General features: G+C 70.9%; 14 protein-coding genes. 12 read left to right on the top strand and 2 right to left on the bottom strand.

Going from position 1 to position 18,614, the window contains the following annotated elements; translation table 11 throughout:
* The first annotated feature begins 103 nt into the window (after window positions 1-103).
* The 3 genes from AB0M70_RS32780 to AB0M70_RS32770 all read left to right on the top strand — a co-directional run bounded on the left by AB0M70_RS32780 (window position 104) and on the right by AB0M70_RS32770 (window position 3,710).
* Window positions 104-709 (top strand): response regulator transcription factor, encoded by a 606-nt coding sequence (locus AB0M70_RS32780; RefSeq protein WP_365825810.1) that lies wholly within the window; start codon window positions 104-106, stop codon window positions 707-709.
* A 245-nt stretch (window positions 710-954) separates the two neighbouring features.
* Window positions 955-1,632 (top strand): DUF4255 domain-containing protein, encoded by a 678-nt coding sequence (locus AB0M70_RS32775; protein WP_365825759.1) that lies wholly within the window; start codon window positions 955-957, stop codon window positions 1,630-1,632.
* Window positions 1,629-3,710: an AAA family ATPase gene (locus tag AB0M70_RS32770; RefSeq protein WP_365825757.1), complete on the top strand. Its 2,082-nt coding sequence runs from the start codon at window positions 1,629-1,631 to the stop codon at window positions 3,708-3,710. Before AB0M70_RS32775 ends, AB0M70_RS32770 begins: the two co-directional genes overlap by 4 nt.
* A gap of 3 nt (window positions 3,711-3,713) precedes the next feature.
* Here the strand turns inward: AB0M70_RS32770 and AB0M70_RS32765 are convergent, their stop codons facing one another.
* Window positions 3,714-5,111, bottom strand: coding sequence for a hydrolase (locus tag AB0M70_RS32765; protein WP_365825755.1), 1,398 nt, complete (start codon window positions 5,109-5,111; stop codon window positions 3,714-3,716).
* A 395-nt stretch (window positions 5,112-5,506) separates the two neighbouring features.
* Between AB0M70_RS32765 and AB0M70_RS32760 the strand changes: the two genes are divergently transcribed.
* Window positions 5,507-7,870 (top strand): hypothetical protein, encoded by a 2,364-nt coding sequence (locus AB0M70_RS32760; protein ID WP_365825753.1) that lies wholly within the window; start codon window positions 5,507-5,509, stop codon window positions 7,868-7,870.
* A gap of 23 nt (window positions 7,871-7,893) precedes the next feature.
* Here AB0M70_RS32760 and AB0M70_RS32755 read toward each other — a convergent pair whose 3' ends face one another.
* Complete coding sequence (locus tag AB0M70_RS32755; RefSeq protein ID WP_365825751.1) at window positions 7,894-8,523, bottom strand: DUF4157 domain-containing protein; 630 nt, start codon at window positions 8,521-8,523, stop codon at window positions 7,894-7,896.
* A 217-nt stretch (window positions 8,524-8,740) separates the two neighbouring features.
* Here AB0M70_RS32755 and AB0M70_RS32750 point away from each other — a divergent pair, with 217 nt between their 5' ends.
* The 8 genes from AB0M70_RS32750 (at window position 8,741) to AB0M70_RS32715 (ending at window position 18,595) form a co-directional block, all read left to right on the top strand.
* On the top strand, window positions 8,741-10,330 hold the full coding sequence (locus AB0M70_RS32750; RefSeq protein WP_365825749.1) for a phage tail sheath subtilisin-like domain-containing protein: 1,590 nt from the start codon (window positions 8,741-8,743) through the stop codon (window positions 10,328-10,330).
* Between the two features lie 92 nt (window positions 10,331-10,422).
* The gene (locus AB0M70_RS32745) at window positions 10,423-10,866 is read left to right on the top strand and encodes a phage tail protein (protein WP_361195981.1); all 444 of its coding nucleotides are present in this window, start codon (window positions 10,423-10,425) and stop codon (window positions 10,864-10,866) included.
* Window positions 10,866-11,372 (top strand): hypothetical protein, encoded by a 507-nt coding sequence (locus tag AB0M70_RS32740; RefSeq protein ID WP_365825747.1) that lies wholly within the window; start codon window positions 10,866-10,868, stop codon window positions 11,370-11,372. Before AB0M70_RS32745 ends, AB0M70_RS32740 begins: the two co-directional genes overlap by 1 nt.
* Window positions 11,369-11,527: a DUF6760 family protein gene (locus AB0M70_RS32735; protein ID WP_361195977.1), complete on the top strand. Its 159-nt coding sequence runs from the start codon at window positions 11,369-11,371 to the stop codon at window positions 11,525-11,527. Before AB0M70_RS32740 ends, AB0M70_RS32735 begins: the two co-directional genes overlap by 4 nt.
* 3,351 nt (window positions 11,528-14,878) lie before the next feature.
* The gene (locus AB0M70_RS32730) at window positions 14,879-15,394 is read left to right on the top strand and encodes an extensin (RefSeq protein ID WP_365825744.1); all 516 of its coding nucleotides are present in this window, start codon (window positions 14,879-14,881) and stop codon (window positions 15,392-15,394) included.
* Between the two features lie 69 nt (window positions 15,395-15,463).
* The gene (locus AB0M70_RS32725; RefSeq protein ID WP_365825742.1) at window positions 15,464-15,886 is read left to right on the top strand and encodes a phage tail protein; all 423 of its coding nucleotides are present in this window, start codon (window positions 15,464-15,466) and stop codon (window positions 15,884-15,886) included.
* Window positions 15,887-15,959: 73 nt separating this feature from the next.
* On the top strand, window positions 15,960-16,679 hold the full coding sequence (locus tag AB0M70_RS32720; protein WP_365825740.1) for a LysM peptidoglycan-binding domain-containing protein: 720 nt from the start codon (window positions 15,960-15,962) through the stop codon (window positions 16,677-16,679).
* Entirely contained in the window at window positions 16,679-18,595 is a 1,917-nt protein-coding gene (locus AB0M70_RS32715) for a VgrG-related protein (RefSeq protein WP_365825738.1), read from the top strand. Before AB0M70_RS32720 ends, AB0M70_RS32715 begins: the two co-directional genes overlap by 1 nt.
* Window positions 18,596-18,614: the final 19 nt, after the last annotated feature.

Below are 18,614 nucleotides of genomic sequence, written 5' to 3'. Positions count from 1 at the left end.
CTTTCGTCGCCGTAGTCCCATAGTTAAGGAAGTCCGCGTGTCCAGCTCGTCCCCGGCCTCCCCGGCCTCTCCCTCGCCCTCCGCCTTACCGACGCACAACCGCGTGCGGGTCGCCGTCAGCACCCCCGACCCCATCAGCCGAGAGGGGGTTCTCAGCCAGTTGCGCCGTCACCCGGAGGTCGAACTGGAAGCCGACTCCGGCTCCGCCGCAGTGGCCTTGCTCATCGAAGACACCCTCGACGAGGCCGCGTTGACCCGGCTGAGGCGGGCCGTGCGCGCCGAGGGGGCACGTGCCGTGCTCGTCGCGGGCACGGTCCGGGAGCAGGAGCTCCTTGAAGTCATCGAATGCGGTGTGGGCGCCATCGTCTGGCGCCACGAAGCAACCGCCGAACGCCTGGTCCAGGCCGTGCTGACCACCGCCAGGGGCGGCGGCGACCTGCCGGCGGACCTGTTGGGCCAACTCATGGGCCGGGTCGGGCGCCTGCGCCGCGGCGGGACCGATCTGCCGGGGTCCTTCCTGAGTTTCACCAAGCGCGAGGTGGACGTGGTGGCGCTGGTGGCGGAGGGGTTCGACACCTCGGAGATCGCCATGAAGCTGTCGTACTCCGAACGGACCGTGAAGAACGTCATGCACGGCCTGACCACACGCCTGAACCTGCGCAACCGGGCACACGTGGTGGCCTACGCCCTGCGCGAGGGCTACATCTGATCCACAGGACGCGTCTGAGCCATCTGCGCCCTCTAGGCCGTCCGACTCATCCGACTCGTCCGGCTCGTCCGGCCGTACGGGCCTTCCACGCGGCCCTTTGAGGCAGCAAGCCCTGCCCCGCCGTCATCCCTGACGTACCTGCCGCCAGGTCAGGCCCGGGGAGCACGATCGGTGGCAGGGCTGTCAGCGGCCGGCGAGGAAGTGAACGGCCGGTGGGGGAGCGATCGGCAGGTGGGAGCGCAAGGGTGATCCATGAGGTGGACGAGGTGCTCAAGGGCCTCATCGGCGGAGGGGCACTGTCCGGGTCCGACATCGACGTGTCCTTCGAGGTGCCCACGCGCGACTGGGCGGCCCGGCGCAACGCCCCGGTGGTCAACGCCTACCTGTACGATATCCGCGAGGACGTGTCCCTGCGCCAGCGTGGCCACACCGGACTGCGCGACGACCGTGACATCGTCGTCCGGCGCCGCCGTCCGCCGCGCTGGTTCCGGCTCTCCTATCTGGTGACGGCCTGGACGAAGACGCCGCAGGACGAACACCGGCTTCTGTCGGCCGTGTTGGCGACGCTGCTGCCGCATGAGCTGCTGGCCGCCGAGGCGCTGCCGGAGGCGCTCGGGCGTCTTGGTCTGTCAATTCCGGTGACGGTCTCCGGCAGTCAGTCCGAGGCCAGGTCCCTCGCCGACATCTGGTCCGCCCTGGGCGGCGAACTCAAGCCCTCGCTGGATCTCACGGTGACCGTGCCGTTCCCCGCCTACCCCGACTACGACGCGGGACCGCCCGTCACCGAGGGCGCGACGGTCCGGCTGCGCGCCGCCGACGGCGGCCCGCCCCGGTCAGCGGATCGCTCGCACCGGCCCCGCCAGGTGGCGGCCGCCCGTGCCACCCACGAGGAGGCGGCCGCCCACCGCACGGAGCGACCATGAGCACCTCGTCCCTGGAAGAAGAGCGCTTCCCCGCTGCCGCCGGTATCCCGGAAGCCGGCCCCACGGGTCCTGCCTCCTTTTTGCTCGAACGGCTGGCTGGGCTGCGGCAGTTGGTGAGCGCCCTCGTCGAGGACCGCTCCGCCGGCGACCCCACCGCCAACGACCCGCTGCGCGGCCTGTACTTGCCCGAGGGAGCCGTGCGTCATCTGCTGCACGACTGGCCACGCGCGGTGGCGCCGGAGACGGACCTCCGGGCGCCTGGGGCGCCCGTCCCCTGGCCGCGAGGAGCCGACGACCCCGGCCGGCTCGGCGACCCCGACGACCGGCTGGCCCAGATCGCCGGACGGCTTGGCCTGACGGAACTGGACGCGGCGGTCCTGCTGATCGCCCTGGCCCCCGACCTCGACCGTACCTTCGAGCCGCTATACGGCTACCTGAACGACGACGTGAGCCGCCGCCGCGCCACCGTGGGACTCGCCCTGGAGCTCTGCGGGACCCCCGCACACCGGCCGGACGCCCGCTCCCGCTTCCACCTCTCGGCACCGCTGCGCGCCCTCGGCCTGCTGACGGTCGAGGACGCCGAACGGCCGCTGCTCACCCGCTCCTTGCGCGTACCCGACCGGCTCACCGCCCACCTGCTGGGGGACACCACCCCCGATGCCGCGCTGGCGAGCCAGCTGCGGCCGATGCCTGCCCCACAGCCCGGCATCACGCATGACGAGGACTTCGTACGGCAGCTCGCCGCCCGGCTCGAAGCGGGGCCCTGCACCGCCTATCTGCAGGAACGCCGCGAGGGTGACGCCCTGCCCGCCCTCGCCTCGGCCCTGCACACGGCAGGCCTCGACGCACTGCGCTTCTGCGGTCCCGCGGACCACCTTCCCGAGCTGCTGCGCGAGGCACGCCTCAGCGGTCGCGCCGTCGTCGTGTCCGGCCTGCCCGAGCAACCGGGCTCGATGGTGGCCGCGTTGGCCTCCGCCACGGACGTGACCGTGCTCCTCGCCGACCCGCGGCCGTACGACCCGCAGTGGTCCGCGCACGATCCGCTGGTGCTCCACGCACCCCGGCCGCCGGCAGGGGGCGCGGCGGCATGGCGGACCGCTCTGGGTCCGGCCGCCGACACCTTCGACCTGGCCGCCACCGTGGCCCCGTACCGCCTCGGTGGTGAGCGCATCGGGCGCGCCGCGCTGGCCGCCGCCGCGCTCGCCGACTTCGACGGGACGCCGCTCACCGCCGCCCATGTCCGGCTCGCCGCGCGGCAGCAGACGGCCTCCGGCCTCGAACAGCACGCGCGCCGGATCCGGCCCGACGTGACGTGGCAGGACCTGGTCCTGCCCCGCGCGCCCCTCACCCAGCTCCAGGAACTCGCCCTGCGTGCCCGCCACCGCGATCGTGTGCTGGGCGACTGGCGGCTCAGTGCGGGCGGCGGCCGAGGGCGAGGGGTCCTCGGACTGTTCGCGGGGGAGTCGGGCACCGGCAAGACACTGTCCGCCGAAGTGGTCGCCGCCGATCTGGGGGTGGACCTCTACGTGGTTCAGCTCTCCTCGATCGTCGACAAGTACGTCGGTGAGACCGAGAAGAACCTCGAGCGGATCTTCACGGAGGCCGACCGCACGGACGCCGTGCTCCTCTTCGACGAGGCCGACGCCGTCTTCGGCAAGCGCTCCGAGGTCAAGGACTCCCACGACCGGTACGCCAACATGGAGAGCGCCTACCTGCTGCAGCGCCTGGAGTCGTTCGACGGCATCGCGCTGCTTACCACCAACCTGCGCGCCAACATCGACGACGCGTTCACCCGCCGCCTGGACCTGGTGGTCGATTTTCCCTTTCCGGACGCGGGGCAGCGTCTGGCGCTGTGGCGGCACGGCCTGAAGCACGTCCCCCACGCCGAGGGCATTGAACTCGACACACTGGCACGGGACTTCGAGCTGGCCGGCGGTTCCATCCGCAGTGCGGTGGTCACCGCCGCCTACCTCGCGGCCGGCCGGGACGAACCGGTCGGTGCGGGCGACCTCCTGGAGGGCGCCCGCCGCGAGTACCGCAAGGCGGGCCGGCTCGTCCCGGGCGAAGCGAACTGGTGACCGTCACACGGTGAAGCGGACCGCCTCGAGCTGCTTGTACTGCTCGATCGGGCTCCCGTGGTACTTCCAGCCGCCGGGGTCGGTGCACACCTCGCCCATCCACTGCTCGTCCTTTACGCGGGCGTCGCTGCACACAGAGCCGTCGACCACCATGAAGGTGTAGCCCTCAAGTGCGGGGTCGGCGCTCTTCGAACTGCCGAAGTACAGGTTCTTCCCGTCCTGCTCCTCCGACCACGGGATCTCCTTGCGCCATCCTTCGCCCACCCAGGCGCCGGTGCCGCGGACGCCGTTGGTGTTGACCACCGCGATGTTCAGGGCCTTGATGGGCGTGTTCTTGCCGACCGTGCCGGCCTCGGCCCCGTCGCACACGGGGTCCTGCCAGCCCTCGCCCGCGACGAAGGCGCGGTAGCAGATGTGGCGGCCCTCGCTGCGCTCGGCGAGCTTGCGCACCGCGTCGGCGGCGGTCTCCTTCTTGGGCTTCGGGGGCTTCTGTTCCCCGCCTCCGCCGCCCCCTCCGCCGCCGTCCGAGCCACCGCCGCCGGGCTTCTCCTCCGGTTCCTTCGGCTTGTCCTCGGGCTCGGGCGGCGCACTGCTGATGGGAGGGGGCGGACTGGACGGCGCGATCTTGCCGGCCTCCACCGGCTTCTCCCGCGCGACGCTCTTCACCTGCGGGTTGTACGTCAGCCAGATCACCACGAAGGCGATCGCCACCGCGAGGAGCAGCCCGAAGGTGGTGGCGAGCCAGCCCGGCAGGATCCCGCGCTGCACGAAGGTGCCGTCCACGTCCATCGGCTCGGTCCCGGAGCGGCGTACGGCCAGTGTGTAGGGCTGCTCCTGTTTGGACCCGAACCAGGTGATCTGCCGGGGCCGCAGCGTCGTCTTCACGAACGCGGCCCGGCCCGGCTCGATCTGGATGTTGCTGGGCTGCAGGTCGTAGGAGAGCCGGTCGCCGGTGTCATTGCCGCTGAGCGAGGCGGTGACCTTGGTGTTGCCGAGGTTGTCCACCGCCAGGCGCGGCCGTCCCCTGAACCGTCCCTTGACCGTCGGCGGCACCAGCTCGGCGCGCACCTCGGTGAAGGGCGTGATGGTGAGGTTGCCCTCGGGGACGGTGACGGCGTCCGGGTGTTCGGTCGGTGTGATCCGCACCGCGTACGGATTGGGTCCTGCGGTCGCGTCCGGGGTGCGCGGCGGCGCGAACGTCAGCTCCACCGTGCCGGTCGTGCCCGGATAGAGGCGCAGCGACGGCGGCTCCACCGTGGTCCAGGGCGCGAGGGCGCCGACGGGTTCGAAGCGGTACTCGTCGACGATGTCACCGGTGTTGCGCACCTTCAGGCGCACAGTGGTGCTGCTGCCGGGATCGACGGTCGCGGAGGCGGGTTCCAGGGAAGTCCATAGGCTCACGCCACGACGCTAGGAGAGCGCGCGCACAACGTCAGGAGGCCGCCGGGCAGACCTGGTTGCCTGGAAGGGCAGCCTCAAGGCCGTCGCCGTGACACCGACCGGCCGTCCGGCTCCCCCCATCCCTCGCCGCGCCGAACGGGCCTGTCCTTTGGGGCACGTGGGTCTGCCCGCGAAGCCGCCCCTCCGGCCCTGCGCCGTGCGCGGCGGCCAGGGGATCATGGCGGCGACTCCGGCCGACGTAGGAGGCGTTCATGCGGCAGCGGCAGGTCGGCTCACGCGGGCACGACGGAAACGATTCAGGGGCGGCCCACGGGGAGCGACAGCATCGGCCGGGCCGGTCCCCGTCCCCTGTGCCGTCTGCGGCCGGGGCATTCACTCCCGCCTCGCTGCAGGCCATGCCGGCCACCGTGCAGTCCATGCAGGACTCGGTGGGCAACGCAGCCGTCAGCCAGGCGCTCGGCGGGAACCCCACGTCCGCCGCGTACTCCGTGCAGCGCATGGAGGCAGGCGGCCATGACGGCGCGGGTGCGCTCCCGGCCCTGACTCCCCAGCAGACCAAGGACGGCATCGCGGAGCTGGTGGACGCGCCGCCGATGGTGAACTACGGCGCCCGGCGCCAGGGCCGCGCGCACGACGAGTTCTGGATGCGCTTTCCCCGCTTCAAGCCGGGCGAGGAAGCCGAGGAAACCCTCTCGGAGACCAGCGCCCTGCTCTTCGACAGCATGAAGGGCGCCCAGGAGCTGTCGAAGGCGGAGGAGCCGGAAGCCGCCGCGGAGGATGCCAACAACCGTGAGGTCCAAGGCATGCTGATCAACGACCGGCTGGTGTTCGCCTCGAACTTCAACTCGTCGATCGACACGCTCGTACGCCGGGGGAAGCGGGACTTCAAACAGGACCCCACGCTGCAGCAACTGCTGACGTACCGGCAGAGCGACGAAGGGCGCAAGCGGGGACTGCACGGTTATGAGGCGGAGAACCTCCAGGAGAAGCTGGCGAGTTTCCACCGCAAGAACGACGCGGTCTTCAGCGGGCAGCGCGGCGCGGGGGAGCAGGGGCGGGGGCCGGACGCCACCGCTCTGGCGCTCCAGGCGAAGGTCAACGCGCCGGTCATCGTCGTGAACATCGAGGACCCCGGCCTGCACGCCATGCTCACCAGCAGCAAGTACGAGGGCCGGGTGTTCCTGGTCCGCTTCGCGGAACTGGACCCCAGGGCCAAGAAGAGCGGCAAGCACAAGGGGGAGATGAAGAAAGAGGGGTCCGTTCACGCGGAACAGAAGCTGCTCCTTGCGCTGAGCCACGCGCGTGTCAAACCCCGCCATGTCGAGAACAAACCTCTCGCCATCATGGGCAAGTACCGCCCCTGCATGGGCTGCGCCGCGGCGCTGAAGTACTACCGGGAGCGGATGGGTTTCCAGAACCTGAGTTTCGACGAGAACTACGGGCATTACTTCCAGGGCTCCGTGGATTCCCTCGTCGACCACCAGCGGCACATCATGGACGAGCATTACCTGGAGAACATCAGGCAGATGGTCCAGGACGATGTCACGAGCACTCCGGCCCTGATCCACGAGGCCGCCCCGGAGGGGGCCGTGGACCGCCGCCGTGGCCGCGCCCTCAAGGTTCCCGGCAAGTACGCGTCGCGCCAGGCCGACGTGACGCCGGTCGCCAGTGACGCCGAGATGGACGACGAGGGCACCTACACGCGCGTCGCACGCCCCCTGGAGGCGACGTGGCAGGCGGAATCCGCGCACGTGGGCCTCGGGAAGGGCAAGGAGAAGCACACGGCTCCGCGCCGTAAGAACGAGGTGCTCACCGAGGAGCAGGCGCAGGAGCTCCACGACCTCTGGAACGGCGTGGGGGGTGCGCCCGCCACCAATGAGAGCCGACAGCAGGCGATTGAGATCGCCTACGGCCATTACCGGCGCGGAACGATGACCCTCAAGGTCATCGCAGGTGCCGTCGACATGTCTGAGGGCAGGTTCGGCAGTTACCTCACCCAATATGAGAAGGAGGGCCACTGGACGCACACTCCGGGGAGGTCCAACAAGCACGAAGGGCAGGGACGAACGAAGAAGACCGCGCCCGACAAGCAGTTCACCAAGGGAGCCCCGCTCGACAGGGCCGGCAAGGACGCCATCAAAGCGACCGTCCGCGGCCTTGGAGGCAAGGACCGGGACTGGGCCAAGAAGTGGGAGAGGATCCACGACGGCAGAGATTCCGGCGAGATGCCCACCAAGGGGCTGCCCAGTGCTCTCCTGAAGACGCTCATGAAGCTCCGCGTGGACAAGAACTACAGCGTGCCGGAGATGTCCCAGTACCTGCACACCGGAGCCAACGGCGACAAACTCCGGAAGATCATCAACAACAACATCAAGAAGCAGGGGAAGCAGCCGGAGGCGCCCGCCAAGTCCGAGCCGCCCCAGGACGTCGAGATGGACGAGGCTCCGGCCTATCCTGCGGCTGCCGAGTCCTCGACCATGACGTGGGCGACCACACCCCATGCCGCACCTGCCGTGGCGGACTATTCGGGGGGCGCTGCAGCCCACTACGGGGGCGAGAGCAGTTCCGCCGCCACGGAGATGCCGGTGACGGCGCAGGACATCCCGGGCTTCACGACCTACGTCGATGCGTACTCACAGCCGTACTACATCGAGGACGAGACGGGCCATCACTACATCTTCGCCGGAGGCCGCATGGTCCGGATGCAGATGAGCGGCGATGACGACGTCCAGATGAGCGGCGCCGGCGGATCGTACTGACCGATCGGGCAGGCGCCGTCCGCTCAGGCCTCGTCCTGCTCCACCGGAGCCGGCCGTCCCGGCAACGACAGGTCGGGTGTCCCGCCCTGGGCGACCTTCTTGCCGTTCGATGCGGCTTTGAGCTCATACGGGTCGCCGGGGCTCGAGACCTTCGTGCCCGCACGGTCGGCGGTCCCGGCCACATCGCCCATCGCGTTCTGGTAGGTGTGGTCGACCTCGTGGAGCTTGATCTCGTCGCTCAGGTTCGGCTCCGCGGCCAGGATGTGCGGTCCTACGGTGAGCGCGTGGGCGCCGAACTCCCGTGCCGCGCGCTGGGCCACCGGCCCGTCGTGCCACTGCACGTGGCCGAACTTCATCGGGTACACGCGTTCGGCCTTGTCCCGGATGCGCGACTCCAGCGGGCGGCTCGGCTCGGCGAGGGCGTCCGCCAGGGTCGCCTGCCGCTGCACGGCCGCGTCCGTGGCCGGTGTTTCGGCGTGGCCGCAGCCGGGGCCGTGGGCGTGCTCCTCCTCCGCCAAGGCGCGCGAGACCGCCAGGTTCCCGGCAAGGCCCTGCAGCCGCAGCATCCGCTCGGCCGGCGTTCTCGGCTTGTTGACCTGGTCGGACGCGCGCTGATCGGCGGCCTGTTGGGGCTGTTTTCCGTGTGCGTGCACGACGTTCCCTTCGGCACGAGGCAGAGCTGACCCGCCAGCCTTGCCCGGCCCGCGCCCATCCGGGAAGGGCCGTACGGGCAGCCTCGCGGGCACGTTCCGTGAACTGCCCTTCGGGGCAATGACGTTGCCCGGCAACCGGCACCCGAGGACGTTCCGGCGGCGCCTCGCACCGACCAGGCTGAAGGCGTCCCGTCTCGTACCCCGAGGAGAGCAGAGCATGCCGTCCTACTTGTCGCCCGGCGTCTACGTCGAGGAGGTGGCCGGTGGTTCGCGCCCGATCGAGGGGGTGGGCACCTCCGTGGCGGCCTTCGTCGGACTCGCGCCGTCCGGACCGCTGAACGAGCCCACGCTGGTCACCAACTGGACTCAATACGTCGCCTCCTTCGGCGACTTCACCGGCGACTACTACCTGGCGCACTCCGTCTACGGCTTCTTCAACAACGGCGGATCCGCCGCGTACGTGGTCCGGGTGGGCGGCAGCGCCGAGGGCTCGACCGCGGACGGCAACGCTCCGGCCGCGGTGACCGGTGTGGCACCTGTCGCCGCCTTGCCCGCCGCCGAGCCGCAGCAGCTCGGCGCCTTCTCCGTGGCGGCCACGGCCCAGAGCCCGAACGGCCCGCTGAGCGTCGAGGTCGCCGATCCCGAGGGCGAAGGCCCCGCGGAGCGCTTCAAGCTCATCGTCAAGAGCGGCGACAAGCCGGTCGAGACCTTCGACGTGAGCGCCAAGAAGGGCAACCGGACCTACGTCGTCACCCAGGTCAAGGAGCGCTCCAAGCTCATCACCGTGACGGAGAACGCCTCGGGGGCGCAGCTCACCCGCCCGGAGAACCAGACCGTCACCCTGCCCGCGCCTCCCGCCCCGGCCCCCGCGCCCGTGGAACAGTCCAGGCCCGCACACCCCGGCCCGGCCCAGTACCTCGGCGACTCCGCCGACCGCACCGGCTTCGGCGGTCTGGAGGCCATCGACGAGATCTCCATGGTGGCCGTCCCCGACCTCATGGCCGCCTACCAGCAGGGCTCGATCGACCTGGAGTCCGTCAAGGCGGTGCAGCTCGGGCTCATCGCCCACTGCGAGCTGATGGGCGACCGCGTCGCGGTCATCGACCCCCCGCCGAGCCTGAACGCTCGTCAGATCCGGGTGTGGCGCCGGGAGACGGCCGGCTACGACTCCAAGTACGCGGCCCTGTACTACCCCTGGCTCAAGACGTTCGACCCGTCGTCGGGCAAGGCCCGCATGATGCCGCCCAGCGGCCACATCGCCGGCATCTGGGCCCGCAACGACTCCGAGCGCGGCGTGCACAAGGCCCCCGCCAACGAGGTCGTACGCGGCGCCGTCGACCTGGAGCTGCAGATCACCCGGGGCGAGCAGGACCTGCTCAACCCCATCGGCGTCAACTGCATCCGTGCCTTCCCCGGCCGCGGCATCCGCGTCTGGGGCGCACGCACCCTGGCCTCGGACCCCGAGTGGCGCTACCTGAACATCCGCCGGTACTTCAACTACCTGGAGGAGTCGATCCTGATCGGCACCCAGTGGGTGGTGTTCGAGCCGAACGACCACGCGCTGTGGGCCCGGATCCGGCGCAACATCTCGGCGTTCCTGGTCACCGAGTGGCGCAACGGCGCGCTCTTCGGCCAGCGGCCCGAAGAGGCGTACTACGTCAAGTGCGACGAGGAGACCAACCCGCCGGAGTCGGTCGACCTGGGGCGGGTCGTGTGCGAGATCGGCGTCGCCCCGGTCAAGCCCGCCGAGTTCGTGATCTTCCGGCTCTCCCAGTTCACCAGCGGCAACGGGGAGTTGGACGAGTAGGGCGCCGTCCCCCCTCGTCCTCACCCCCGCCCTCGTCTGCCGTTCGTCGGCGTATCGCCACGACCACGAAGCCCTAGAAGGACAGCGATCCCATGAGTCTCATGCAGGGTGACTCCCTCACCTCACACAACTTCGGTCTGCAGATCGACGGCGTGATGGTCGAGTACCTCCAGGAGGTAAGCGGCCTGACCCTCGAGCAGGACATCATCGTCAGCCAGCAGAACACCGCGCAGGGCAAGATCGAGACCGCGATCCTGCCGGGCGTGCAGAAGAACGGCCAGTGCACCGTGGTGCGCGGCATGACCCAGTCGTCCGCGTTCACCCAGTGGATCAACGACTCGATCACCGGCCGCATGAGCACGGCCCGCAAGAACGCCTCGATCATCATGATGGACTACGAGGACAACCCGGTGAAGCGCTACAACCTGCGCAACGCCTGGTGCAGCAAGATCGACGCCAGCAGCCTGAAGGCCGGCGAGGCCGCCGTGCTCACCGAGACCGTGACCATCGTCTTCGAAGAACTGGTCATCGAGTAATGCGCCGCAAGGCTGCCGGTACGCCGGACGGGGGCACGGCCGTCGCGGCGCCCCCGGCCACCCGGACCGCGGCGGCGGGAGCGGAGACCCCCGCTTCGCCTCCCGCCGCCGCTCAGGACGACATCCCGCCGCGGGCCCTGCGCACGGAGTTCCCCTTCCAACTGCCCCGCGGGTACGTGGACGAGGCGGGCACCGTGCACCGCGACGGCGTGATGCGCCTGTCCACGGCACGGGACGAACTCATCCCGCTGCGTGATGTCCGCGTCCAGGAGAACCCCGCGTACCTGTCGGTGGTGCTCCTGGGCCGGGTCATCACGCGCCTGGGCACGCTGCCTTCGGTGCACGACGGGACGGTGGAGAACCTGTTCGCCTCCGACCTCGCGTTCCTCCAGGACTTCTACCGACAGATCAACGCCGAGGGGCACACCCGCGCCGCGGTGCAGTGCCCGCACTGCTCCGAGCCGTTCGAGGTGGAACTCGGCGGGAGCCGCCTGGGGGAATCGTGACGTACGCGACCGACCGACTGCACGAGGAGATCGCGTACGTCGCCTACCACTTCCACTGGAATCTGGAGACGATCCTGGACCTGGAACACCACGACCGCCGCCGGTACGCGGACCAGATCGCGTCCTTCGTGACGCTCGCCGGTGCGGAGGGCTGAGCGGTGGGAATCTTCGACCGGCTGCGCGGGCGGGAAGCGGGCGCTGCCGCTGCCGGTGCCGTGAGTGATGTCAGCGGCGGGAGTGGCGAGGGCGACGGGGATGCTGTCGCGGCTGCGTCGACCTCCGCTTCGCCGTCCGGCGGCGTCGGAGCGGTTGCGGGGGCGTGGGCCGGGCTGGCTCCGATCCAGCGGGCCGTGCGCGACGGGGGGACCGGCGTCGCGGACTCCGCGTTCGGCATGCGGCTGGGCACGTGGCAGAACCCCTCGTTCACGGCGACGAACTCCCGCACCGGCGTCCTGAACGAGACGTTGTCGAGCAACCTTCCCTCCCTGGCGCACCCCTCGCCGTCCGCGACGCTGAGCGACACCGCGCGGCCGGTCACGGGGCTCGAAAGGGCCGCGAACCCGGCGCCCTGGACGCCCGCGTCACCGCCCCCGTCGGCCCGCCCTCTGCCGGTGGCGCCACTGCGGCAGGTGCAGCGGGCGGAGGTGTCACCGCCGGACGCTCCCGGAGTATCCGCGGACGCGTCCGGCGGCTCTGGGCGGCGTGCCGCGTCGCGTCGACCGGCGGGTAGCGAGGGGCAGGGCTCTGTCGGGGGCGCCGCTGGACGGCGCGGGACCGGGGCCGGGCAGGCGTCGGCGCGGAGGCCTGGGGCGGTGCCGGTGGCGGCGCCCGTACCCGTGCAGCGTGCTGCGGTGCCTGGGGTCCGGAGCACGGGAGCACAGCGGCTGCAGAGCCCTGAGGTGCGGGGTTCCGACCGACAGGGTCCTGTGCCTCAGACCGTGCAGCGCTCGCGTGCCGTCCAGGAGGGGAGCGGGGCGTCGGCAGTCACGCCGTCGCCCGCCGCTTCCCACGCGGTACGCGTGACGCCGAGCTCGGTCGCATCACCCGTGGCGGCGCCTCGGCCGCACGCGCTCACCAAAGCACCGGTCTTTCCAGCGGCCGTACAGCGCCGGGCCCTGCCCGTGTCCCGCCGGGAGCCTGCGCCAACGCGGGGTGACGCGAGTGGCGGGCAGTGGGAGGCTCCCTCGTCGGGCGAAGGTGGTGGTGCGCGGCCGTTGACAGGTTCTTCGGTGGAGCGTGTGCCGAGCACTTCGGTCGCCGTGTCCGGGCCGGGTTCGGCAGGGCCGGCGTCGAGTTCGCCCGCGGGTGGGTCGACTGTGTCGCTGGCGCGTCTGCCGGGTCCGGCAGGGTCCGATCCGGTGCCGGGCGCTTCGGCCGTGCGTGAGCCTGGTGCGTCCCCCGCGCCGGCTGCGCCGCCGAGTCCGTCGCCTGCGTCGAGTGCTTCGTCTGCGCCTGCAGCGACTCCGTCACCTGCGCCTGCGCCCGCGCTGGGTGCGTCGGGCGCGCCGAGTCCGTCTCTTGCGTCCGTGCAGCGTGCGTCGGTCGCGTCTGCGCCTCATGCTCGGGTCGTACGCGAGACGAGCGAGCTGACTGCCCCTAAGCCAGATGCTTCGTCCGCGTCTCGGCCGGATGCCTCCCCGGCCGTCGCGCCGTCGCCTGCGCCCGTGCAGCGTGCGTCGGTGGCGCGCCCGCCCCATGCTCGGGCCGTACGCGAGTCGAGCGCGCCCGCCCTTGAGTCGACGGCTTCGTCCGTGCCTCAGCCGGACACCTCCTCGGCCGCCGCGCCGTCGCCCGCACCCGCGCCGGGTGTGTCGGGCGCGCCGAGTCCGTCTCTTGCGTCCGTGCAGCGTGCGTCGGTGGCGTCTGCGCCTCATGCTCGGGTCGTACGCGAGACGAGCGAGCTGACCGCCCCTAAGCCGGCTGCTCCGTCCGCGTCTCGGCCGGATGCCTCCCCGGCCGCCGCGCCGTCGCCTGCGTCCGTGCAGCGTGCGTCGGTGGCGCGCCCGCCCCATGCTCGGGCCGTACGCGAGTCGAGCGCGCCCGCCCGTGAGCCGGCGGCTTCGTCCGTGCCTCGGCCGGACACCTCCCCGCCCGACGTGCCGTCGCCTGCACCCGCGCCGGGTGTGTCGGGCGGGCTGAGTCCGTTGCCTGCGTCCGTGCAGCGTGCGTCGGTGGCGCCCCTGCCCCATGCTCGGGCCGGACGTGAGTCGAGCGCGCCCGCCCTTGAGTCGACGGCTTCGTCCGTGCCTCAGCCGGATACCTCCTCGCCCGCCGCTGCGTCGAGTACCTCCGCATCGGCTGCCACGAAGCCGATAGGTCCGAACCGAGCGTCCAATTCGGGGTCGGCGCCGTCCAACCCGGGGTCGGCGGTGCAGCGGGCGATCTCCCACGCGCACAGCCCTGCGTCCCCCGCGGTACGTCCCTCTCCGTCCGCCCCATCCGTAGCGGCGCCCGACGCGCGCACTTCGGCGGGCAACTCACTTACGCGGAGCGGTACGTCGCGCGCGAGCCTCAGCAACTCGCCTGCGTCATCCTCGACATCTCGTGGAGAGGCGGCTACCCCAGGCTCACAGCCGTCGACTGCAGCCGCCTCCCCAGCGCCCGCCACCCCCCAGCCCCCGGCAGTCCAGCGCAGCGCCCACCGCAAAGCCCCCCGTGTGGGCCTCGGCGCCCCGGTGACGTCCGACGCTGTGCCCAAGAAGACACGGCCCGCCCTGCCTTCGTCGCCCCCGCAGTCCGCGACCCACCCGAGCCCGACGGGGGCCACCCCTGAGGCATCCGTCACCCCTGCCGAACGGTCAGCGAGTCCGGCCTCCACGCAGCCCGAGCGCCCGGTCCAGCGCTCCACGGCTCCCGCCACCAAGCCCGCCCCGCGAGGGCGTACTCCGCTCGGCGCACCGATGTCCGCTCCGCCTCCGGGAGCCGTCCCGCTCACGAACGCCGTGCGGCAGGGCCCCAGCGCATCGCCCGGCGGTGACCGCACGGCTCCGCCGCCGGTTCAGCGGGCCGTCTCCTCCCGCTCGCCCTATACGTCGACCGACGTGTCACGCACGCACGTACCTACGTCGGCGCAAGGGTCCCCCGCATCCGGTCCGTTCGACCCGCCCGCTGTGTCCGCACCGTCCACCGGCGATACGACCCGACCCCTCAACCTGCCGGGGCCCTCGGGCCCGGCGATGCCCGCAGTCCAGCGAGCCTTCAACCCCAACTTTGCACCTCTGCCTGCCCCTTCACAGGGGCCCGGGGCGCCCACCCCGCTCGCTAGCACCGCCATGTCGAGCCCGGAAACCTCACTGCCTATCAGCACGAGACCGACGCCCATCGTGCGACGCGATGCGCCCAACTTGCCTGTCGGTCTTTCCCCGCAGGCTCCTGCGGAGCTGCTTGTTCAGCGCGCTACCGCCACCCCCAAGTCGCCGCCCGCACCCGCTTCGGCGCGGACCGCTGTGACGCCTGGCGAGGCGGCCCCGAAGCTGCCTCGCCACTCGTCCCACCTCAACGCCACTATGCTCCAGCCGGTTCAACGCGCCGCCGGCACCCCCCGGCCACCCCTCCCCGTAGCTCGACTCACCACGCCCTCGGCGCCGTCCCCGACGGCTTCGGCCCAGCCCCTGCCCATTGCCCGCACGGCCACCCCCGCGGGCGCAGGCCACGTCGTACAGCGAGGGTTCCGCTCGGCGACCCGTTCGGCCACCGAGACGCTCGCCGCCTCCGCCGCGGCCACCGTCGCGAACACGCTGGGGAGGCTTCGGTCGAGCAGGCAGGAGCCGGAAACGGTCGAGGACGACCCGTTGCCCTTCCCGCCCGACAGGAACACCGCGGCGGCCACCTCCGCCGCTACCGCCTCCGCGCCGCCCGCCTACACCCGTGTGCCCAAGGGGACGTTCGACCCGAAGGACCTCACGGACTTCCAGCTCGACGAACTCGTGCACCTCATGATCGGCCGCATCACGCGTCTGGTCCGCACCGAACTCCGCATGGACCGCGAACGCATCGGCAGGCTCCGCGACGACCGCCGCTGACCCGTCCCCGTTCACCGTCCTGGCGCGATCAGCGCGCCGCAGCAGCAACGACAGAAAGGCCCACCCGCGATGCCCCGCCAGGACCCGGGTTCCACGATCTGGTTCAGCCTCTCCATCGACGGCCAGAGCCTCGGTTACTTCAACGGGTGCGAGGGGCTTTCGTCCCAGGTGGAGATCGAGCACCGCCAGGAGGGCGGGAACAACGGGTTCGTCTGGCAACTGCCCTCCCGTGTCACCTTCTCCACCATCCGGCTCACCCGCCCCCTCACCCCGGACACCACCAAAGTCGCCAAGTGGATCTCTTCCGTGCAGACGGGCATCAAACGGCCCACCGCCGAGATCGCGGCGCTGCGCGCGGACGGGTCGGAGGTCGCGCGGTGGGGGCTGATCGATGTGCTTCCCGTCAGCTGGCAGGGGCCCCGGCTCGATCCCAGCAGCCCGGCCGTCGCCACGGAGGTCCTGGAGATCGCCCACCACGGGTTCACGGACTGAGGGTCCGCACAGAGCAAGGGGCCCGGGGTCCACGTGACCCGGGAGTCCGGAGAGAGGAGCGGGAGACACCCACATGCCCAAGAGCAAAGGCGCCGGCAAGAGCCTCGTGCGCGCCAGCCTCGCCATTCACGAGCCCCCCGTCGGCACCAGCACCACGCCGGGCGGGCTCATCAGGACGTTCGACTTCGACTTCAACCCGGCGCAGCTGACCATCGGGCGCCGCGCCAACTGGACGGTGACGCCGACGGCCGACAACCGGGACGGCGCGATGCCGGAGTTCATGGGTTCCGAGCAGCGCCAGATGAGCGTGGAGATCTTCCTCGACTCCTCCGGCAAGCCGACGAGCAACCAGGTCCTGAAGAAGGTGCAGACGCTCCTCGACTGCTGTGGGGTGACGCCCAAGAGCAAGAAGGCCGACCAGCCGTCGCCGCCGTGGGTGATCTTCCAGTGGGGTTCGTTCAAGACGGCCCGGTTCACCGCCTACGTGGCCTCCGTCGACGCCTCGTACACCCTCTTCGGCACCTCTGGCGTGCCCATCCGGGCCACCTGCCAGTTGCAGCTGCACGAGATTCCGAGCGATGCGCTGGGGCAGAACCCGACCTCCGGTGCGCTCACCGCGCAGAGCGTGCACCGGGTCGTGGCGGGTGACTCGTTGCAGTCGCTGGCCTGGCGTGAGTACGGGGACGCCACGGTGTGGCGGGCCATCGCCGAGGCCAACGGGATCGATGATCCCTCCACCCTCGCGTCCGGCACGGAATTGGTGCTGCCCGCGGCACAGGAGGTGGGTCGCTGATGGCCGGCGTCGCCTTCTCCAGCGTCATGAAGGTCAAGCTCGGCGGGTCCAAACTCCCCGACGAGTACGCCCGGATGTTCGTCGACGGCTGGGTCGACCAGGGCGCCGGGGTGCCCGCCGCGTTCCGGCTCACCTTCCGCGACCCGCACCGCCTGCTCCTGAAGGATCTCAACGTGCAGTTCGGCACCGAGGTGGTGCTGACGCCGGTGGCCGACGGGCAGGGCTCCGGCGAGCCGCTTCTGACCGGCGAGGTCACCGCCCTGGAGGCCGACTACGACGGCACCGGGTCCTTCACCGTCATCCGCGGCTACGACCTCGGGCACCGGTTCCTGCGCCGGCGCCGCGTGGTCGCGTACGCGAACGAGACCGCGTCCTCGATCGTCAAGAAGCTGGCCGGGCTGGCGGGCGTACCCATCGGAAAGATCGAATCCTCCAAGGGGAACTACGAGTTCATCAGCCAGGCCAACGTCACCGACTGGGACTTCATCGCCCGCCTCGCGGACGAGAACAAGATGGTGATGTCCCTGGACGCCCGGGGCAAGTTCAACTTCGTCTCGCCCAAGCCCTCCTCGGGCGCGCCCTCGCCGACCAGCGCGCGCAGCGAGAAGAACCCCCTGGTCCTGAAGTCCGGGACCGACATCCTGCGCCTGCGCACCTCCGTGACCGCCGCCGACCAGGTGGCCGAGGTGGAGGTGCGCGGTTACGACGTGGCCAACGCGCGGGAGATCGTGGAGACGTCGCGCCGCGCCAACAACCCGGTCTACTCCATCGGTTCGTCGCCGAAGAAGGCCGCGGCCGCCTTCAAGAAGACCAAGCTCGTGCAGACCTCGATGCCCTACGACAAGCGGCCCGAGGTCAAGCACGCCGCCGACGCCCTCTTCGACGACGTGTCCTCCTCGTTCTCCGAACTGGAGGTGATCGTCCACGGCAACCCCAAGCTGCGTCCCGGCGTGCCCGTGGCGCTCGCCGACGTCGGCTGGCCCTTCCAGGGCAAGTACACGACGACCTCCGTGCGGCACGTGTTCGGCAACGGCCAGCGCTACGAGTCCTGGGTGACCGTCAGCGGCCGGCAGTGGCGTTCCCTGTACGGGCTCACCTCGGGCGGCACAGAGAGCGAGCCGCGGCTGCCCGGTGTGGCCAACGCCGTCGTCACGGATGTCGACACCAAGGACGAACAGGCGCGCGTGAAGCTCAAGTTCCCGTGGCTGGACGACACGTACGTCAGCGACTGGACGCGCGTGGTGCAGCTCGGCGGGAAGCGCGGCGGCGGCATCTTCCCCCTGGACGTGGGCGACGAGGTCCTCGTCGGCTTCGACCGGGGCGCGCTCGACCATCCCTTCGTGATCGGCGGGCTCTACAACGGCAAGGACAAGCCGACCCGGAACAAGGCGCCGCTGTACTCCGGGGCGCGCAACCAGGCCAGCCGGCACACCCTCTCCGACCGCACCGGCAACCGCGTCGACCTGCTCAGTCAGCGGGTGGGCGCCCATCGGGGTGTGCGGGTCTCCACGGGCGACGACAAGCTGACCGTCAATCTGGACCGCGCCAAGACCGAGATCACCGTGGACAGCAAGGGGTCGGTCACCATCAAGGGGGGTCGCTCGGTGACCGTCCGGGCGGGGACGGACCTCACGCTGAGCGCCAAACGCAATGTGTCCATCCAGAGCGGCGGGATGCTCAGCCTCCGGGCCGGCAGCGCCGTCAACGTGAACGCGGGCGGCGGCGGATTCAGCGTCAACACCTCCTTCTTCAATGTGCGGGCGGCCGGCATGGCCTCCCTCATCGCGACGGGCGGAGTCACGGTGAACACGGTCGGCGCGATGGCGCTCACCTCCGGCGCCACGATGGCCCTGAACTCGACCAACATCGGGCTGAACGGTGTGGTCCTGGTCAACCGCAAACCCCTGCCCTTCTGATGACTCACCCGCCCACTGA

The organism is Streptomyces sp. NPDC051214, assembly GCF_040682375.1.
Taxonomy (GTDB): Bacteria; Actinomycetota; Actinomycetes; order Streptomycetales; family Streptomycetaceae; genus Streptomyces.
The sequence above is the reverse complement of the archived record's forward strand: the minus strand, read 5'-3'. Positions and strand labels throughout refer to the sequence as shown.

What these genes read in the sequence shown, in the direction of transcription:
- AB0M70_RS32770 (WP_365825757.1), top strand. Translation starts at nt 1,629, where the DNA reads ATGAGCACCTCGTCCCTGGAAGAAGAGCGCTTCCCCGCTGCCGCCGGT.
- AB0M70_RS32760 (WP_365825753.1), top strand. Translation starts at nt 5,507, where the DNA reads ATGCCGGCCACCGTGCAGTCCATGCAGGACTCGGTGGGCAACGCAGCC.
- AB0M70_RS32750 (WP_365825749.1), top strand. Translation starts at nt 8,741, where the DNA reads ATGCCGTCCTACTTGTCGCCCGGCGTCTACGTCGAGGAGGTGGCCGGT.
- AB0M70_RS32745 (WP_361195981.1), top strand. Translation starts at nt 10,423, where the DNA reads ATGAGTCTCATGCAGGGTGACTCCCTCACCTCACACAACTTCGGTCTG.
- AB0M70_RS32740 (WP_365825747.1), top strand. Translation starts at nt 10,866, where the DNA reads ATGCGCCGCAAGGCTGCCGGTACGCCGGACGGGGGCACGGCCGTCGCG.
- AB0M70_RS32730 (WP_365825744.1), top strand. Translation starts at nt 14,879, where the DNA reads ATGCTCCAGCCGGTTCAACGCGCCGCCGGCACCCCCCGGCCACCCCTC.
- AB0M70_RS32725 (WP_365825742.1), top strand. Translation starts at nt 15,464, where the DNA reads ATGCCCCGCCAGGACCCGGGTTCCACGATCTGGTTCAGCCTCTCCATC.
- AB0M70_RS32720 (WP_365825740.1), top strand. Translation starts at nt 15,960, where the DNA reads ATGCCCAAGAGCAAAGGCGCCGGCAAGAGCCTCGTGCGCGCCAGCCTC.
- AB0M70_RS32715 (WP_365825738.1), top strand. Translation starts at nt 16,679, where the DNA reads ATGGCCGGCGTCGCCTTCTCCAGCGTCATGAAGGTCAAGCTCGGCGGG.